The sequence below is a fragment of the Streptomyces sp. NRRL F-6492 genome, assembly GCF_001280125.1.
Classification (GTDB): Bacteria; Actinomycetota; Actinomycetes; order Streptomycetales; family Streptomycetaceae; genus Streptomyces.
Genome location: NZ_LGEG01000114.1, coordinates 58177 through 75524, shown reverse-complemented (window position 1 = coordinate 75524; position 17348 = coordinate 58177). Strand labels below are relative to the sequence as shown.

Annotated in this window: 16 protein-coding genes; 10 read left to right on the top strand and 6 right to left on the bottom strand. The window is 75.1% G+C overall.

All coding sequences use genetic code 11. The annotated features are described in order from the left end of the window. Positions 1–9 precede the first annotated feature (9 nt). The 4 genes from ADL08_RS10835 to ADL08_RS10820 all read right to left on the bottom strand — a co-directional run bounded on the left by ADL08_RS10835 (position 10) and on the right by ADL08_RS10820 (position 3959). Positions 10–492 carry an NUDIX hydrolase gene (locus ADL08_RS10835; RefSeq protein ID WP_053641869.1) on the bottom strand — a complete coding sequence of 161 codons (483 nt, stop codon included), beginning with the start codon at positions 490–492 and terminating at the stop codon, positions 10–12. Positions 493–619: 127 nt separating this feature from the next. Next, positions 620–2410, bottom strand: coding sequence for an apolipoprotein N-acyltransferase (lnt, locus tag ADL08_RS10830; RefSeq protein WP_053641868.1), 1791 nt, complete (start codon positions 2408–2410; stop codon positions 620–622). 125 nt (positions 2411–2535) lie between these two features. Beyond that, a complete protein-coding gene (locus ADL08_RS10825) occupies positions 2536–3102 on the bottom strand; it encodes a hypothetical protein (RefSeq protein WP_053641867.1) in 567 nt (188 codons plus the stop codon). A 62-nt stretch (positions 3103–3164) separates the two neighbouring features. Continuing rightward, positions 3165–3959 carry a glutamate racemase gene (locus tag ADL08_RS10820; protein WP_053641866.1) on the bottom strand — a complete coding sequence of 265 codons (795 nt, stop codon included), beginning with the start codon at positions 3957–3959 and terminating at the stop codon, positions 3165–3167. Positions 3960–4017: 58 nt separating this feature from the next. Between ADL08_RS10820 and ADL08_RS10815 the strand changes: the two genes are divergently transcribed. The 5 genes from ADL08_RS10815 (at position 4018) to ADL08_RS10795 (ending at position 10413) form a co-directional block, all read left to right on the top strand. Next, a complete protein-coding gene (locus tag ADL08_RS10815; protein WP_053641865.1) occupies positions 4018–5271 on the top strand; it encodes a glycosyltransferase in 1254 nt (417 codons plus the stop codon). Positions 5272–5680: 409 nt separating this feature from the next. Further along, entirely contained in the window at positions 5681–6181 is a 501-nt protein-coding gene (locus ADL08_RS10810) for a DUF6643 family protein (RefSeq protein WP_053641864.1), read from the top strand. Between the two features lie 63 nt (positions 6182–6244). Then, entirely contained in the window at positions 6245–7069 is an 825-nt protein-coding gene (locus ADL08_RS10805; RefSeq protein WP_053641863.1) for an MOSC domain-containing protein, read from the top strand. Positions 7070–7197: 128 nt separating this feature from the next. Then, entirely contained in the window at positions 7198–7806 is a 609-nt protein-coding gene (locus ADL08_RS10800) for a hypothetical protein (protein ID WP_053641862.1), read from the top strand. A 180-nt stretch (positions 7807–7986) separates the two neighbouring features. Beyond that, on the top strand, positions 7987–10413 hold the full coding sequence (locus ADL08_RS10795) for a right-handed parallel beta-helix repeat-containing protein (protein WP_053641861.1): 2427 nt from the start codon (positions 7987–7989) through the stop codon (positions 10411–10413). On the opposite strand, the gene ADL08_RS10790 is transcribed toward ADL08_RS10795, so the two are convergent. Beyond that, positions 10383–12782, bottom strand: a complete 2400-nt coding sequence (locus ADL08_RS10790) for a hypothetical protein (RefSeq protein WP_053641860.1) — start codon at positions 12780–12782, stop codon at positions 10383–10385. The two genes, ADL08_RS10795 and ADL08_RS10790, sit on opposite strands and share 31 nt — an antisense overlap. Before the next feature lie 149 nt (positions 12783–12931). Here ADL08_RS10790 and ADL08_RS10785 point away from each other — a divergent pair, with 149 nt between their 5' ends. The 3 genes from ADL08_RS10785 (at position 12932) to ADL08_RS10775 (ending at position 14856) form a co-directional block, all read left to right on the top strand. Further along, positions 12932–13759: a DeoR/GlpR family DNA-binding transcription regulator gene (locus tag ADL08_RS10785; protein WP_053641859.1), complete on the top strand. Its 828-nt coding sequence runs from the start codon at positions 12932–12934 to the stop codon at positions 13757–13759. Beyond that, entirely contained in the window at positions 13756–14193 is a 438-nt protein-coding gene (locus tag ADL08_RS10780; protein ID WP_053641858.1) for an SRPBCC family protein, read from the top strand. Before ADL08_RS10785 ends, ADL08_RS10780 begins: the two co-directional genes overlap by 4 nt. Positions 14194–14355: 162 nt before the next feature. After that, positions 14356–14856: an SRPBCC family protein gene (locus ADL08_RS10775; RefSeq protein ID WP_078968511.1), complete on the top strand. Its 501-nt coding sequence runs from the start codon at positions 14356–14358 to the stop codon at positions 14854–14856. On the opposite strand, the gene ADL08_RS10770 is transcribed toward ADL08_RS10775, so the two are convergent. Beyond that, positions 14816–15979 (bottom strand): PLP-dependent cysteine synthase family protein, encoded by a 1164-nt coding sequence (locus ADL08_RS10770; RefSeq protein ID WP_053641856.1) that lies wholly within the window; start codon positions 15977–15979, stop codon positions 14816–14818. The genes ADL08_RS10775 and ADL08_RS10770 overlap by 41 nt on opposite strands. A 212-nt stretch (positions 15980–16191) precedes the next feature. Between ADL08_RS10770 and ADL08_RS10765 the strand changes: the two genes are divergently transcribed. Further along, positions 16192–16533, top strand: a complete 342-nt coding sequence (locus ADL08_RS10765; protein WP_053641925.1) for a hypothetical protein — start codon at positions 16192–16194, stop codon at positions 16531–16533. Between the two features lie 195 nt (positions 16534–16728). Continuing rightward, complete coding sequence (locus ADL08_RS10760) at positions 16729–17340, top strand: ATP-binding protein (RefSeq protein ID WP_063885272.1); 612 nt, start codon at positions 16729–16731, stop codon at positions 17338–17340. Positions 17341–17348 lie beyond the last annotated feature (8 nt).

Sequence of the window (17348 nt, the reverse complement as noted above, 5' to 3'; positions counted from 1 at the left end):
ACCCACAGTTCAGCTGGTTGCTGTGGTGCGGAACCATGTGGGTTCGTCGGCGAGCGCCTTCTCGATCCGGAGATGGGAGAAACGCTTCATCTCCGGCAGTTCGTCCACCGCGAACCAGCCGACCTCGGTGGACTCCTCGTCGTTGACCCGCGCCTCCCCGCCGACGGCGCGGCAGCGGAAGGTCACGTCCATGAACTGGCACTGGTCCCCGTTGGGATAGACGACGGGCCTGCGGAGGGTCTCGACGATCACGATCCGCTCGACCTCGCAGCGCACGGCGGTCTCCTCGTACACCTCGCGCACCGCGCAGTCGGCGGGCTGCTCGCCCGGCTCGACGATGCCGCCGATGATCGCCCAGCGCCCGTTGTCGGAGCGCCGGCCGAGCAGCACCCGGCCCCGGTCGTCGAAGACGACGGCGCTCACGCCGGGCAGGAAGAGGAGCTGGTGACCGGCCGTCTCGCGCAGGGTGCGGATGAAGTCAGGAGTAGCCATGGCTCGACCCTAGATCATGTACGGCCGCTCCTCGGCGGACCCCCGGCCACCTCCCGGACGGCCCCCCGGCACTTGCCGGGCGGCCCCTGTCGGCCCTCGGGTCCGGGCCGCTCCCGGTGGCCCCGGGTCACTCCGCCCGGGTGCGGCGGGCCCGTACCGAGCGGAGCGCCGACCAGCCGAGACCGGCGGCGGCGAGCGCCGCGAGAAGGGCTTCGGGCAGGGTGCCCATGCGGGTCGCGGGGGTCTGCGAGGAGCGCAGCGGCACCTTCTCGACCAGGACGTCCGGGGTGAACATCCTCGTCTGCGCGACGACCTCGCCGTCGGGGCGGATGACCGCGCTCACCCCGCTGGTGACGGGCACGACCACGGCCCGGCTGTGCTCGACGGCGCGCACCCGGGACATCGCGAGCTGCTGGTAGGTCATCTCGCTGCGGCCGAAGGTGGCGTTGTTGCTGGGGACGGTGATGAGCTGCGCGCCGTGGGTGACGGTGTCGCGCACGGCCCAGTCGAAGGCCGCCTCGTAGCAGGTGGCGAGGCCGACCTTCGTCCCCGCGAGGTCGAAGACGCCGACTTCGGTGCCGGGGCCGAAGTCGCGGCTCACCCGGTCCACGTTGCTGTTGAAGATCCGGACGAGGGACCGCATCGGGATGTACTCGCCGAAGGGCTGGACGTGCCGCTTGTCGTACGTGGCGACCGGGCCGCGACCGGGCTCCCACTGGATGAGGGTGTTGCGGAGCTTGCCGGTCTCGGGGGCGACGACCGCGCCGATCACGGTGGGCGCGCCGATCGCGCGGACGGCCTCGTCGATGACGTCGGCGGCGTCGGCGTTCGCGTACGGGTCGATGTCCGAGGAGTTCTCGGGCCACAGCACGAAGTCGGGCTGCGGCTCGCGCTTCTCCTTCACCGCCTCGGCGAGCTCGCGGGTGCGGGCGGCGTGGTTGTCGAGGACGGCCCGGCGCTGGGCGTTGAAGTCGAGGCCGAGGCGGGGGACGTTGCCCTGGACGGCGGCGACGGTGGCGGTGCCGTCCTCGGCGGAGTCGTCGACGAGCGGCAGCGCGGCGAGCCCGCCGGTGACCGGGAGGAGCACGGCGAGCGCGGCGGCGACGAGCGGGCCGCGCGGGGCGGCGCCGGTGCGGCGCGGGGCGTTGCCGGTGGCGGGCGGGGTGGCAGCGGTGGCGGGCCCGGTGGCGTCGGCGGGGCTCGAAGCGGTGGCAGGGCTCGAAGCGGTGTCGGACGAGGCGGCTCCGGCGGAGTCCGGAGCGGTGGCGGTGGTGGGCGGGGTGCCCCCGGCGGAGTCCGGAGCGGTGGCGCCGAGGGCGCGCTGGGCGCGCCGGTCGCGGACCAGGCGGGCCGCCTCGTACAGGCCGAAGCCGCAGAGGGCGACGGCGAAGCCGAGCAGGGGGGTGCCGCCGACGGCGGCGAGCGGCAGGAAGAAGCCGTCGGCCTGTCCGAAGGCGACCTTGCCCCAGGGGAAGCCGCCGAAGGGCACGCGCGCGCGTGCCCCCTCCGCGAGGATCCACACCCCGGCGGCGAAGAAGGGCCACCACGGGAGGCGGGAGACGGCCGCGATACCGAGGCCCGCGGCGGCCACGAAGAGGGCTTCGACGGCGGCGAGCGCGAGCCACGGGCCGGGGCCGACCTCCTCGCCGGTCCAGACGAGGAGCGGGAGCAGGAAGCCGAGGCCGGCCAGGTATCCGAGGCCGAAGCCGGCGCGGAGGCGGCGGCCCCGCAGGGCCCAGCCGAGCAGGGCGAAGGCGGGCGGCGCGAGCCACCACAGGGGACGCGGCGGGAAGCTCAGGTAGAGCACGAAGCCGGACAGCAGGGCCGCCGCGGGCCGGGCGAACCGCCGCAGCCGGTGGGCCGGCGCGGGTGCGGTGTCGGTCTCGGACGCGTCGGCGGGGGTGATGGTGGCGCTCACCCTGCGGAGTCTACGGGTCGTGCCCGTCCGCCGGTCGTCCGGTGCGACCCCCCTCTGACCGGCTCGGACGCGGGCGGGCGGGACACGCGGTCCGGGGTCTCCCGAGCCGGGTCGTCGGGCCCGTGTCACGCCCCCGTCGCCGCGGGCGGGCCCGGCGGGGTCAGGCGGCGCAGGCGGTCGCGGATGACGCGGACGGCGGACTCGGCGCCGTCGACGGTGACCGTGAAGGTGTGTCCGTCGTCCAGGCGCAGGACCAGGCCCTCGCCCCGCCGGACGACCACGGCCGTGCCCTTCTCGGGCCGCCAGCGGTAGCCCCAGCCGCCCCAGTGGCGCGGGGTGACGCTCGGGGCGAAGTCGGCGCCGACGACGTGGGAGAGCGGGATGCGGCGGCGCGGCAGGCCGATGTGGCCGCAGCGGACCTCCATGGCCCGGTCGTCGACCTTCACGGCCACGTGGACGAAGGCGAGGGTGCCGAAGAGGACGAGCAGTCCGACCGTGACGCAGCCGATCACCGCCATGAGGAGGGCCGCGATGCCCGAGGTCCACTGCAACTGGACCGCGAGGGCGATCCCCAGGGCCACGCAGGCGGCGCCGGCCGCCGCCGCGACCCACTGGAAGCGGTTGGTGGCGCGGCCGGTCCAGACGGCGGGCGCCCGTTCGTCGGCGCGGGGGTCCCGGGAATATTCCCTCATACCGGAAAGAATACCCAGACCCGGTCCGGACGGCGCGCCGGAAAGGAGCCCTTCCGTCACGCTCAGTGAGCGGGGGCGGTCTCCGTGAGGCCGCGGCCCTCGGCGTAGGCGAGGGCCGGGGCGGGGAGCCGTCCGGGGCGTCCGCTGAGGAGGACGGAGAGGGTGCCGGTGGGGTCGGCGGCGGGGGCGGGCTCGGCGCCGATCCGGCGCAGCGCCTGGGCGGCGACGGCGTCGGCGGAGCCGTGGAAGACGAGGGGCGGGAGGCCCGTCCGGCGGCGTGCCTCCAGGGCGGCGAGGATGCGCCCCTCGACCAGTTCGTAGTGGGTGCAGCCGAGGACGACGGCGCGGACGTCGGGCGGGGTGAGCGCGGCCGCGGCGGCGACGGCCCGGTCCACGGCCTCCTGGTCCGCGTGCTCCACGGCGTCCGCGAGGCCCGGGCAGGGCACCTCGGTGACCTCGGCGTCCCCGGCGAAGTCGCGGATGAGTCCGCGCTGGTAGGCGCTGCCGGTGGTGGCCGGGGTGGCCCAGATGGCGATCTTGCCGCCTCCCGCGGCGGCGGGCTTGATCGCGGGCACGGTGCCGATGACGGGGACGTCCGGTTCGAGGGCGGCGCGCAGGGCGGGCAGGGCGTGCACGGTGGCGGTGTTGCAGGCCACGATCAGCGCCCGCGGGCGGTGCTCCGCGGCCGCGAGCGCGACGGCGAGGGCGCGCCCCGTGAGGTCCTCGGGGGTGCGCGGGCCCCACGGCATGCCGTCGGGGTCGTTGGAGAGGAGGAGATCCGCGTCCGGCCGCAGCCGGCGCACCGCGGCCGCCGCCGGGAGGAGGCCGATTCCGGAGTCCATGAGCGCGATCTTCACCCGGTCACCCTAGCCGATGAGCCCTGTGCGCCCCGCGTTCTGGGGCAGACTGCCGCGAATGAGCACCCTTGCCTGGTTCGCGTCCGTCTCCCTGGCCGCCTGGGTCTGGCTACTCCTCTGCCAGGGGTTCTTCTGGCGCACGGACCAGCGGCTGCCGGTCGCGCGCGGCGGGCACGCGCGCGAGGAGCGGTCCGGGAAGCCGGGCTCCGCCCTCGACGGGCACATCCCCGGCGGGCACGCGCGCGAGGAGCCGGCCGCGTGGCCGCGCGTGGTGGTCGTGGTGCCCGCGCGGGACGAGGCCGGGGTGCTGCCGCTGAGCCTGCCGCCGCTGCTCGCGCAGGACTATCCGGGGGTCGCGGAGGTGATCCTCGTCGACGACGGGAGCACGGACGGCACGGGGGCACTCGCCGTCGAGCTGGCCGGCCGGTGCGGCGGCCTGCCGCTGACCGTGGCGTCGCCGGGCGAGCCGGAGCCGGGGTGGACGGGGAAGCTGTGGGCGCTGCGGCACGGCATGGCGCTGGCACGCGCGCGTGGACCGGAGTTCCTGCTCCTGACGGACGCGGACATCGCCCACGGGCCGGACAGTCTGCGCCTCCTCGTGTCGGCGGCGGTGGAGAACGATCTGGACCTGGTGTCGCAGATGGCCCGGCTGCGGGCCGAGAGCGTGTGGGAGCGCCTGATCGTGCCGGCGTTCGTCTACTTCTTCGCGCAGCTCTATCCCTTCCGCCGGATCAACCGGGCGCGGCCCCGGGCGACGGCGGCCGCGGGCGGCTGCGTGCTGCTGCGGACGGAGACGGCGGTGGCGGCGGGGGTGCCGGAGGCGATCCGGCAGGCGGTGATCGACGACGTGTCGCTGGCGCGGGCGGTGCGGCGGGCCGGCGGGCGGATCTGGCTGGGCCTCGCGGAGCGGGTCGACAGCGTCCGCCCGTATCCGGGGCTCGGCGAGCTGTGGCGGATGGTCGCGCGGAGCGCGTACGCGCAGCTGCGGCACAACCCGCTGCTGCTCCTGGGGACGGTCGCCGGGCTGGTGGTCGTCTATCTGGTGCCGCCGGTGGCCCTGGTGGCGGGCGCGGCGTTCGGGGACGCGCCGGCGGCCTGGGCGGGGGGCGCGGCCTGGGCGGTGATGGCGGGCTCGTACGTGCCGATGCTCCGTTACTACCGGCAGCCGCCGTGGCTCGCCCCGCTCCTGCCGTTCACCGCGTTCCTCTACCTGCTGATGACGGTGGACTCGGCGGTGCGGCACCACCGGGGCCGGGGCGCGGCGTGGAAGGGACGGACGTACGCGCGCCCCGAGGCGGCGCCTGAGCGGTGAACGGGCGCCCCCGTGGAAATGGCATTTTCGATACGGGTAGTAGCGTTTTCAATTACGGGGAGTAGTGCCGTCAATTCGGCGCGTACACCTCCCCCTCCAGGAGCCGGATTGACGGTCAATCAGGCGTGACCGATCAAGGCGCCCAATCATGCCCATGATCACTCCTCGCGCCCCTTCCCGGCACTTTTTCTTTATGTTTTCTTCATGCCGGGGGCGCCGTGCGGCGCGGCCCCGACCCCGACCCACCGGTAACCCCCTCCGAACTCGGCTTTTACGTGATCTTGAGACGCGACGCCGTCCGTTTTTGTCACGTTCGCTCGGATTGCGGAACCAACGCTTCACGAAGCCTGTCAAACAACCTTCTAATCGGTCTCCCCAAGCGGCACATCGTGGGCTTAACTTATGTGCCATGACCTCCCCCCGCTCCACCTATGGAGGCGGTTACCACACCGCGCCGTCCTTCCCGGACACCCCGATCTACGACTCCCTGGTCGCGGAGCGGGGCACGCCTCAGATCGACCCGATCCGAGTGCCCGCCGCCTACGACACCGGCAGCAGCTTCCCCACCGGTGGAAGCGGCTCCTACCTGCCGGCGCTCCCCTCGGCGCTGCCCGCCCTCCCGGCGGCGTCCACCCCCCAGCCCGCCCCCGCCTACAACGGCGGCTACGGCTACCCCCAGCCCTCGCCGCAGATGGCCCCCGTCCCCCTGCAGCAGGCGCCCGCCCCGTACATCCCGCAGCAGCCGTCGGCCCCGCGCGGCTACCAGGGCGGTCCGTACCCGCAGCAGCCCCGTCCGGCGGCCGCCGGTTACGAGGCGATGCGCCCGGCGGCGCCCCGGCCCGCTCCGGTCCCCGCCCCCGCGCCCTACGCGGACCCGTACAACCGGCCCTACCAGGGCGGGGGTTACTGACCGGCCCCGGCCGACCCCCGGCACCGGCGGCACCGTGGCCGGAGCGGCTGGCAGGATGACTCCATGTCCACTCCCGTGCTCCGCTCCGTCCACGTCCACCCGGTGAAGGCCATGCGCGCGCTGACGTACCCGGAGGCCGAAGTGCAGCTCTGGGGGCTGGCCGGAGACCGTCGCTGGACCGTCGTCGACGCCGCGGGCAAGGTCGTGACCCAACGCCGTCACCCCCGGATGGCGCTGGCCACGGCCGAACCGCTGCCCGGCGGCGGGATCGTCCTGTCGGCGGCCGGACACCCGCCGCTGGCGGTCGAGGTGCCGCACCCCTCGGCCACCGTCACGGTGGACGTGTTCGACAGGCCCGTGGAGGCGGTCCCCGCCGGTCCCGACGCGGCCGCGTGGCTCTCGGCGTTCCTGGAGGGCGACTTCCGGCTCGTCCACATGGACGCGCCCGAGCACCGGCGCCCGGTGGACCCCGCGTACGCGCTGCCCGGCGAGACGGTGAGCTTCGCGGACGGCTATCCGCTGCTCGTCACCACCACCGCCTCGCTCGACGCCCTCAACTCCCTGATCGCCCGGGGCGACCTGGCCGAGGAGGGCCCCCTGCCGATGAACCGGTTCCGGCCGAACCTGGTCATCGGCGGGACCGAGCCCTGGGCGGAGGACGACTGGACCCGGATCGCCGTCGGCGAGGTCACCTTCCGGGTCGCCCGGCCCTGCGGGCGCTGCGTCGTCACCACGACGGACCAGTCCACCGCCGCGCGCGGCAAGGAGCCGCTGCGGACCCTCGCCCGGCACCGCAAGAGCGACGGCCGGGTCGTCTTCGGCCAGAACCTCGTCCCCGAGCACACCGGCACGGTCCGGGTCGGCGACGCCGTCAAGATCCTCGACTGAACCCTCCTCCGGGCGGGGCGCGCGTCACACTTCGCCGGCCCGGCGGGCGGGCGACCCGCCCCCGGGGCACACTCGTCGGAGAAGACGGAGAAGGCCGGAGAAGCGGCGAACGACGAGGGGGCCGGGACGTGCGCGCAGCCCTGGGACTCCGGCGCTGGCGGCGCAATCCCCTGCGCCGGACCACCGACCTCGTCGAGGCGTGGGCCGCCCTCGTCTCCGTCGTCCTGCTCTGCGTCGCGGTGCCCCTCGTCGGCTGGAGCGCCGGCGCGTCCGCGCACGACTCGCTCCGGCTCGCGGTCCGCGCCCAGGAGGAGCGGCGGACGCCGGTGACGGCCCGGGTGGTGCGGCTCGCCGAGACGTCCGCGCACGGACCCCGGACCGCCGAGTCCGGCGGGGAGGAGCGGTTGCGCCGCTCCGTGGTGGCCCGCTGGACCGCCCCGGACGGGTCACCCCGTACGGGAACGGTGACGACGTCACGGCGGCACTCGGCGCCCGGCGCCGCCTTCTCCCTGTGGACGGACCGGGACGGGCGTCCGGTGCCGCCGCCGATGCGCGCGGACACCGCCCGCGCGCACGCGATCACCGCCGGGCTCATGGCCGCGCTCCTCAGCGGTCTCCTGGTGGAGACCGTCCGCCGGCTCGTCGTGCGCCGGCTCGTCCTGACGCGGTACGCGCGCCTCGACCGCGCGTGGGCCGCGACCGGTCCCGACTGGGGCCGCGCCGGCGCCGGAAGCTGACCGGGTCCGACCGGTCCCGACCGCTCCGGACCGGCCCGGACCGGCGGTGACGCGCCCCGGGCACCAGGTGCGTTCCCGGTGCGGACGGGGGTACGCGACCCGTCAACCCCACACCGCCGCGCGCGCTACGGTGGGGCATCGGATCAGCGGCGAGGCATGAGGCGGGGGCAGGACACACCCATGGCACAGGGCACGGTCCAGGTGACGCACACCGGCACATCGCGGTGGCGGCGCCGCACGGGTGAGTACCCCTCCCTCGCCGCCGCCCTGGAGGCCGCGGGCGACGGGGACGTGCTCACCGTCGCCCCGGGGACCTACCGGGAGAACCTGGTGGTGCGACGGGCCGTCACCCTGCGCGGCGCCGAGGGCGGGGCCGGACCGGTCCGGATCGCGCCCCCGGACGGGGTCCCGCTGACCGTCCGCGCCTCCGTCGTTCTCCAGGACCTGCACGTCGAGGGCCAGGACGTGGCCGCGCCCGCGCTGCTCGTCGAGGACGGCACGCCCGAACTGCTCGACCTCAGGATCATGACCCGCTCGGCCGCCGGCATCGAGGTGCGGGGCGCCGCCCGGCCCACGGTCCGCCGCTGCACGGTCGACAACGCGGCCGGGATCGGCATCGCCGTGCTCGACGGCGCGGGCGGCGTGTTCGAGGAGTGCGAGGTGGTGTCCGCCGGGCAGGCGGGCGTCTCGGTGCGGGGCGGCGCGCACCCGCGCCTGGAGCGCTGCCGGGTGCACCACGCCTCCGGCGCCGGGATCGCCGTCACCGGCGAGGGCAGCGCCCTGGAGGGCGTGGGCTGCGAGGTGTACGAGATCAAGGGCGCCGGTCTCCAGATCGCGTCCCGCGGCACCGCCCACCTCACCGACTCCTCGGTGCACCGCACGTCGGCGGACGGCATCACCCTCGACACCGACGCCGTCCTCACCCTCTCCGACTGCGACATCCACGACGTCCCGGAGAACGCGGTCGACCTGCGCTCGCGCTCGGTCCTGACGCTCACCCGGTCGACCGTCCGCCGCTTCGGCCGCAACGGCCTGTCGGTGTGGGACCCGGGGACCCGGGTGGACGCCAACCAGTGCGAGATCCACGACAGCACGGGCGACTACCCGGCGGTGTGGGTGAGCGACGGGGCGACCGCCGTCCTCGACGCCTGCCGGGTGCACGACGTGCCCGACGCGCTGTTCGTCCTCGATCGGGGCTCGCGCGTGGACGTGGTCGACAGCGACCTGTCGCAGGTGCGGAACACGGCGGTGTCGGTGAGCGACGGGGCGACGGCCCAGCTCGACGACTGCCGCATCAGGGAGGCGTCCACGGGCGCCTGGTTCCGGGACCACGGCAGCGGCGGCACCCTGGCCGGCTGCGCCATCGACTCCGTACAGACCGGGGTCATCGTCACCAAGGGCGCCGACCCCACGATCGAGCGGTGCACGGTCACCTCGCCCGCCGAGGCCGGCTTCTACGTGTCGGCGGAGGGGCGCGGCTCCTTCCACGGCTGCCGGGTGACGGGCAGCGGCGGATACGGCTTCCACGTCACGGACGGCTGCCGGACGACCCTGCGCAAGTGCCGTACGGAGCGGTGCGCGCGCGGCGGTTACGAGTTCCCGGAGGAGGGCGCGGTCGCCGAGGAGTGCACCAGCGACGAGAGCGCGGTCCGCTCCTCCGTGCCCGACTCCTCCGGCCCCTCCCCCGCCGGTGGCGGAACGGTCCTGGCGGAGATGCGGACGGCCGGGCTGCTCGGCACCGTACCGGCCTCCCGGCCCCCGGTGGCGGCCCCCGAGCCGCAGCCCGTCCCGGCGGCCCGCTCCTCGCAGGACGTGCTCGGCGAACTGGACGCCCTGGTGGGCCTGGAGAGCGTCAAGCACGAGGTGCGGACCCTCACCAACATGATCGAGGTGGGGCGCAGGCGCCGGGAGGCCGGGTTCAAGGCGGCCTCGGTCCGCCGCCACCTGGTCTTCACGGGCAACCCGGGCACGGGCAAGACGACCGTGGCCCGGCTGTACGGCGAGATCCTCGCCTCGCTCGGGGTCCTGGAGCGCGGGCACCTGGTGGAGGTGTCCCGGGTGGACCTGGTCGGCGAGCACATCGGCTCGACGGCGATCCGCACCCAGGAGGCCTTCGACCGGGCGCGCGGCGGGGTGCTGTTCGTCGACGAGGCGTACGCGCTGTCGCCGGAGGACTCGGGGCGCGACTTCGGCCGCGAGGCGATCGACACCCTGGTGAAGCTGATGGAGGACCACCGGGAGGCGGTGGTGGTCATCGTCGCCGGGTACACGGCGGAGATGGAGCGCTTCCTCACCGTGAACCCGGGGGTGGCCTCGCGCTTCTCACGGACCATCACCTTCGGCGACTACGAGCCGGAGGAGCTGCTGCGGATCGTGGGGCAGCAGGCGGACGAGCACGAGTACCGGCTCGCCCCGGGCACGGACGGGGCGCTGCTCGCCTACTTCGCGAAGCTGCCGAAGGGTCCGGCCTTCGGCAACGGGCGCACGGCGCGGCAGACCTTCGAGTCGATGGTGGAGCGGCACGCGGGGCGGGTCGCCGCGCTCGGCGAGCCGAGCACGGACGACCTGACCCTGCTCTATCCGGACGACCTGCCCGAGCTGCCCTGACCGGAGTCCCCCGGGCCCGACGCGTCCCGCTCGGGCGGCTCCCCGGCCTCGCGCTGCCGGGGCAGGGCGGACGGGAGCCGGTCGAGGAGGCCGCCGCGGCAGTGGGAGAAGCACGGGTCGGCCCGGTAGTCGGAGTGGCCCAGGATCGGTTCGGGCAGCGGGTGGTCGCGGGTGCGCCCGTAGGCGACCGGGTCGAGGAGGACCGGCTCGTCGACGGCGGGCCGCCCGTCCTCGGCGACGACCCGGACGGGTCCGCCGATCGGGTCGGTGGCGCGGTAGAGGTTGCTCCAGCAGTGGACCGTGCGGTTCAGGGAGCGCAGTGCCTCGGGGCCGAAGTAGGCGGGGAACCAGCGTCCGTAGAGCCGCTCCAGGGGTGAGCCGTAGGTGAGCAGGGCGACCCGGCGGCGGGTGGCGGGCTTGAGCTGCCAGACGGCGGCGGCGGCCAGGACGCTGCCCTGGGAGTGCCCGGAGATGACGAGCCGGCCGCCGGTGCGCCGGGTCCAGGAGCCCATCCGCCAGGTGAGGTCGGGGACCGCGCGCTCGGCGTAGCAGGGCGGGGCGAAGGGGTGGGCGGCGCGGGGCCAGAAGGTGCCGACGTCCCAGAGGATGCCGATGGTGCGGCGGGCGGAGGGGTCCCGGTAGGCGCGGCGGCCCCAGGTGACGAAGAGGAGGAAGCCGAAGCCGATCATCCAGGAGCCGAGGGCCTGGGTGGCGGAGGCCAGGGCGGCGACGGCGGGATGGGCGCCGTCGAAGGCGCGGCCGGGCACGTTCCCGCTGGCCCAGGCGCCGACGACGGAGGCGGCCCCGAGGAGCAGGGTGGCGCCGGAGACGACGCCGACGAGGACGGGCGCGGAGTCGGTGAGCGCCGTCCGGGCCCGGACGGTCGCGATCCGTTCCGTACGGACCGGGTCGCCCTCGCCGGTGACCCCGTAGTCGGCCTCGACCTCGGGGCGCAGGCGCCGGGCGGCGAGCACGGTCCGCGCGACGAGCAGGGCGGCGGGCACGGCGAGGAGGAGGAGCAGGACGGGGATGACGGACGCCTGCCAGCTGAGCAGGACGGGCGGGCTTATCCGGGGTCCCGGATCGCCCATGCCGGGGGTGGCCGGTCCGTCGAGCCAGTCGGCGACGCGCTGGGCGACGCCTCCGGACATGATCCCGCCGAGGGCGCAGGCGAGCATGGCGACGGCGGGCCCGCCGAGGCCGCGCAGGGCGGTGCGGGGGTCGCGGCGGGGGCGCTGGAGGAGGAGGGCGACCGCGCCGAGGGCGACGACGAGGGCGCCCTGGGCGACGGTGAGGGCGCTGAAGACGGCGTCGCCGGGGAGGGTTCCGGAGGAGGTCCAGCCGGGGTGGGCCCGGCCGGCGTACAGGGCGGTGAGCACGAGCAGGGCGAGGGAGGCGCCGGGCAGCCAGGAGACCAGGGCGCGTTCGAGCCGCAGGTCCAGGCGGTTCTCGCTGCGCCCGCGCCGGCAGACGACCCAGAGGACGACGACGGCGAGGGCGGCGACGGCGGCCTGGAGGATCCGGCCGAGGACGGCCCCGGACCCGGGCGCGGCGGCGTCGTGGCGGGCGGCGGCCGTGACGAGGGCGGCGGCGACGGTGAGGAACCCGGCGGCGGTGTGGGCGGCCCTGAGCCGGGCGACGATGCGGCGGCCGTACCAGAATCCGGGGCGGCCGAGGGCGGCGCGGGACCCCGGCTCGACGGCGGTGTCCCCCGGCTGCGCCGGCGGGGTGTCGTAGCCGGTGGGCGGGCGCTGGGCCTCGTACGCGCTCCAGGTCCGGTTGGACAGGTACCAGAGCAGGCCGACGAGGACGGTCGGCACGAGCGCGGCGACGGCGAGGCGGCGGCCGGGCGCGGACCACCAGCCGCCGCGCTCGACGGAGAGGAAGCCCAGCCAGGAGGCGGAGTCGACGCAGGCGGGGGCGGCGGCGCACTGCCAGGCCGTCAGGTCGAGCGCGACCTCGCAGGCGGCGGCGGTGAGCAGGACGGTGAGGGTGAGGGCGACGAGCCGGACGAGGACCCCGTAGAACCGGACGAGCCGGGATCCTCCCCGGCCGGGCGGGCGCATCCAGTGCGCGAGGTTGACGACCATGAAGGGCAGGAGCAGCAGCCATAAGGCGCGGGTGCCGTCGCCGGAGGTGAGGTTGGACCAGCAGTACGCCTCCGGGACCGGGCGGCCGGCGTACCGCTCGGGGTGGTCCTCGGCGTCGGCGTCCTCGATCCGCCGGTACACGGCGGCGGTGCCGTCGCCGGTGATCCGGACGGTCCTGGGGTCGTCGAGCATGTCCTGGGGGGTGGCTCCGCCGACTCCGTGGACGAGGAGTTCGAGCGCCGCGCCCCCGCTCTCCGGGGCGGGTGTGGCAGGGGACACTGGGGCGGCTCCCTCTCGGAGTGGGAAGATGCGACGTCGGAGACAGGATCGCGGACGGCCGTACGGCCGCGCACGGCCTCTCACCGAATTTCACCCCTCTCCCCACATCCCCCCATCCCTTGTCTCCTGCGGAAGGACCGGCCCCGGCGGTGACTGACAACCAGAACCTCCTCGCGGAGCAGCGGCGCGCCCTGATCCTCGACGAGGTCCGGCGGCGCGGCGGTGTACGGGTCAACGAGCTGACCCGCCGTCTGAGCGTCTCGGACATGACGATCCGCCGCGACCTGGACGCGCTGGCCCGGCAGGGCGTGCTGGCGAAGGTGCACGGCGGGGCCGTCCCGGTGGTCGAGGCGAGCACCCACGAGCCGGGCTTCGAGGCCAAGTCGGTGCTCGAACCGAGCGCCAAGGACGAGATCGCGCGGGCGGCGGCGGCCCTGGTGGCGCCGGGCACGGCGCTCGCCCTGTCGGGCGGGACGACGACCTACGCGCTGGCCCGGCACCTGCTCGACGTGCCGGACCTGACGGTGGTGACCAACTCGGTGCGGGTCGCGGACGTGTTCCACGAGGCGGGGCGGTCGGGCGGCGCGGGCGAGGCCCGGCGGGGGGCGGCGACGGTCGTCCTGACGGGCGGGGTGCGCACGCCGTCCGACGCGCTTGTGGGGCCGGTGGCGGACCGGGCGATCCGCTCGCTCCACTTCGACCTGCTCTTCCTGGGGGTGCACGGCGTCTCGGTGGAGGCCGGTCTCTCGACGCCGAATCTGGCGGAGGCCGAGACGAACACCTGCCTGATGCGTTCGGCGCGCCGGGTGGTGGTGGTCGCCGACCACACCAAGTGGGGGACGGTGGGGCTGAGTTCGTTCGCCTCCCTGGACGAGGTGGACACCTGGGTGACGGACCGGGGCGTGTCCGAGGGGGTGCGGGCGGAGGTGACGGAGTACGTGCCGGGGCTCGTGGTCGCGGGCGAGGAGCGGGCGTGAGCCCCTTCCGCGTCGAGCGGACCGTGCCGCTGGCGCCCGAGGAGGTGTGGCGGCGGCTCACGGACTGGCCGGCGCACGGGCGCCGGGTGCCGCTGACCCGGACGCGGGTGCTGACGCCGGGGCCGAACGGCGCGGGGACCCGGTTCACCGCCCGGACGGGGATCGGCCGCCTCTCCTTCGACGACCCGATGGAGGTGGTCCGCTGGGAGCCCCCGGCGGCGGGCCGCCCCGGCGCGTGCCGCCTGGAGAAGTACGGCCGCGTCGTGCGGGGTTGGGCGCTGATCGAGGTGGCGCAGGCGCCCGGCGGCTGCCGGGTGGTGTGGACGGAGGAGCTGACGGTACGGGGCGTGCCGCGCGCCCTCGATCCGGTGCTCGCGCGGGCGGGACGGGTGGTGTTCGGACGGGCGGTGGACGGGCTGCTGCGCGGGGTCTGAGGCGGGGGCCGCGTCGGCGGGTTTTTGCCCTCCGGGGTGTTCGGCACGGCGACCGCCGGGGCCCTCACTGCGGCATTGGCTTCAACTGCCCCCGCTCCCTGTGCTGTTGACGGAAAGTCAGTTAAGGTGCTCCTTCCGTCCACGCCCCCGGAGGTCCGGTCCATGGCACGCCGACTGAGGCCGGTGGAGCTCGACTTCACCGCGTCCGCGCCCGTCCGCCTGGTGTTCACGGCGACGCTGGCCGCCCCGCCCGCGGCCGTCTACCGCTCCCTGGCCGTGGAGGTGGGGAGTACGCCCTCCTGGTTCACCGCCCTCGTCTCCGCCGTCCCGACGGCCGACGGCGCGGGCCGCAGCGTCCGGCTGCGGGGCGGGATCGTCCTGGAGGAGACGATCCTGGCCGCCGAGCCGGAAGTCCGCTACGCCTACCGGGTGGACTCGACGAACGCCCCCGGGGTGACGGCCATGGCGGAGGAGTGGGCCCTGTCCCCCGCCGGGCGGGGCACGCTGCTGCGGTGGACCATGGCCGCCGACGGCCCGGCCCCGTTCCGCCTCGGGCTGCGGCTCGCGAGGCCGGGGCTCGGACGGTCCTTCCGGGGCGCGGCGGACCGCCTCGACCGGCGGCTCACTCCGGCCAGGCCCCCGTCGCCAGGAAGCTCTCGATAGCGGCGGCGTACGGAGCGATGTCGAGGCCCTGCCCGGCCAGCCAGTCGTCGGAGTAGTACTTGTCGAGGTAGCGGTCGCCGGGGTCGCAGATCAGGGTGACGACGCTGCCGGTGCGCCCCTGCCCGACCATCTCGGCCACGATCTTGAAGGCGCTCCACAGGCCGGTGCCGGTGGAGCCGCCCGCCTTGCGGCCGATGGCCGTCTCCAGGGCGCGGACGGCGGCGACGCTCGCCGCGTCGGGGACCTTCATCATGCGGTCGACGGCCCCGGGCACGAAGCTCGGCTCCATGCGCGGACGGCCGATGCCCTCGATGCGGGAGCCGCAGTCGGCGGTGGCGTGCGGGTCGTGGTGGGTCCAGCCGTCGAAGAAACAGGAGTTCTCCGGGTCGGCGACGCAGATCCGGGTGTCGTGCTGCATGTAGTGCACGTAGCGGGCGATGGTCGCCGAGGTGCCGCCGGTGCCCGCGGTGGCCACGATCCAGGCCGGCTCCGGGTAGCGCTCCAGACGGAGCTGCTGGTACATCGACTCGGCGATGTTGTTGTTGCCGCGCCAGTCGGTGGCCCGCTCCGCGTAGGTGAACTGGTCCATGTAGTGGCCGCCGGTGCGCTCGGCGAGGGCGGCGGACTCCTCGTACATGGTGCGCGAGTCGTCGACGAAGTGGCAGCGCCCGCCGTGGAACTCGATGAGCCGGCACTTCTCGGGGCTGGTCGTGCGGGGCATGACGGCGATGAAGGGAACGCCGATGAGCTTGGCGAAGTACGCCTCGGAGACGGCGGTCGAGCCGCTGGAGGCCTCGATGACGGGCCTGTCCGGCCGGATCCAGCCGTTGCACAGGCCGTAGAGGAAGAGAGAGCGGGCGAGCCGGTGCTTGAGGCTGCCGGTGGGGTGGGTGGACTCGTCCTTGAGGTAGAGGTCGATGCCCCAGCGCTCGGGGAGCGGGAAGCGCAGCAGATGGGTGTCGGCCGAGCGGTTGGCGTCGGCCTGGACCTTGCGGACGGCCTCCTTGAGCCAGGCCCGGTAGACGGGATCGCTGCGGTCGACGTCGACGGTCGCCGTGGCGGTGGCGGCGCCCCCGGCGGTGGCCGCCGAACCGTTGTGCGCACTGTGCTCGGTGGTGCTCATCCGCGCTTCTCCTCGATCGCTTCCCCGGGGGCGCTCCCCCGGGTGCTCCACTGCCGACGATACCGCTCCCACCTGGGCAAACGTTCCCTTTGACCTTCCATAGGGAAGACTTGCGGAAGGGTGTGCGAGAGGGCCACTGGTGCGGTCGCGGACGGCCCGGCACACTTGGGAACGGCGACCCGGGAGAACGGGTGGGGAAGGGGCGGATCGACATGTCGGAACCCGAGTTCAGCGCCAGGGGCGTGGGGATCACCCGCTGGCCCCGTTCGCTGACGCGCGCGGGCGAGGTGCGGATCGAGGACGGGCGGCTCGCCCTGCTCACCAGTTACGGCAGCGAGATCGACAGTGCGCCGGTGACGGCGGTGCGGGCGGGACGCCCGTGGTTCGCGGGGCCGGACGAGGCGGTGGCGACCGTGAACGGCACCCGGTACCGGCTGACCCTGCACGGGAACGGCCGCGACGACGGCACGGCGGAGCCCCGGGAGCCGGAGGGGTCGGAGGAGAGGTCGGGACGCTTCCTGACCGCGCTCAGGCGGGCGGCGGGACGGCGCTGACGCCGGGGGCCGCGCGGCGCCCTCCGGGCCGGCGCGGTTCGCCGTGAGTTGCGGGACGGTCACCACTGGCTCACGCTGGAATCACCTCACCGAGGGTTGACAGGTGGTGACAGTACGTCGTGGTCACCGCCCCCTGGACCGCACGAGAGATCCGAACCTTCGTCTTCTTCCGGACTACTTCGGGGAGTCGCAGCCGTGATCAGCGAACCGAGCAGGTATTACGCGGTGGAGCTCCAGGCCCTGCCGCAGCGGATCGGACAGATCCGCAGGATCGTCTCGGCGCATCTGCGCCACTGGCATCTCGACGCCCTGGTCGACCATGCCCTGCTGGGAGTCACCGAGCTCCTGACCAACGTCCACCGGCACGCCCGGCCGGACAAGCGGTGCACCGTGGAGATCGAGCTGCTGCTCGACCGCCTCACGGTCTCCGTCAGGGATCACGACCCCCGTCTGCCGCGGACCGGCGATCCGGTCGGCGACCGGGCGGGCGATCCGGCCGGCGATCCGGCCGACGGCCTCGCCACCTCCGGCCGGGGCCTCGCCCTCGTCGGGGCGGTCAGCGAGAGCTGGGGCGTCCGGCCGTGCGGGGACGACGGGAAGGTCGTGTGGTTCGTCCTCGCGGCGCCGCCCGTGGGCGGCCCCGTCGGGACGCGCGAGGAAGCCGTGTACGGCGCCGCGACCGAGGGCCCCTTCACCGGGTACGAGCGGGTTCCCGCCGTGCCCCTCGGCATCCCGGCCGATCCGGTCCTGAGCCCCGCCCCCGCGGTGGCCGCCGCCCGCCCGGTCCTGGCGGGCCGGGCGGGCTGAGGGCCCCG

Excerpts from the sequence above, each read along its gene's own strand:
- ADL08_RS10835 (WP_053641869.1), bottom strand. The coding sequence starts at position 492 with ATGGCTACTCCTGACTTCATCCGCACCCTGCGCGAGACGGCCGGTCAC.
- ADL08_RS10825 (WP_053641867.1), bottom strand. The coding sequence starts at position 3,102 with ATGAGGGAATATTCCCGGGACCCCCGCGCCGACGAACGGGCGCCCGCC.
- ADL08_RS10815 (WP_053641865.1), top strand. The coding sequence starts at position 4,018 with ATGAGCACCCTTGCCTGGTTCGCGTCCGTCTCCCTGGCCGCCTGGGTC.
- ADL08_RS10810 (WP_053641864.1), top strand. The coding sequence starts at position 5,681 with ATGACCTCCCCCCGCTCCACCTATGGAGGCGGTTACCACACCGCGCCG.
- ADL08_RS10805 (WP_053641863.1), top strand. The coding sequence starts at position 6,245 with ATGTCCACTCCCGTGCTCCGCTCCGTCCACGTCCACCCGGTGAAGGCC.
- ADL08_RS10795 (WP_053641861.1), top strand. The coding sequence starts at position 7,987 with ATGGCACAGGGCACGGTCCAGGTGACGCACACCGGCACATCGCGGTGG.
- ADL08_RS10775 (WP_078968511.1), top strand. The coding sequence starts at position 14,356 with ATGGCACGCCGACTGAGGCCGGTGGAGCTCGACTTCACCGCGTCCGCG.
- ADL08_RS10770 (WP_053641856.1), bottom strand. The coding sequence starts at position 15,979 with ATGAGCACCACCGAGCACAGTGCGCACAACGGTTCGGCGGCCACCGCC.
- ADL08_RS10765 (WP_053641925.1), top strand. The coding sequence starts at position 16,192 with ATGTCGGAACCCGAGTTCAGCGCCAGGGGCGTGGGGATCACCCGCTGG.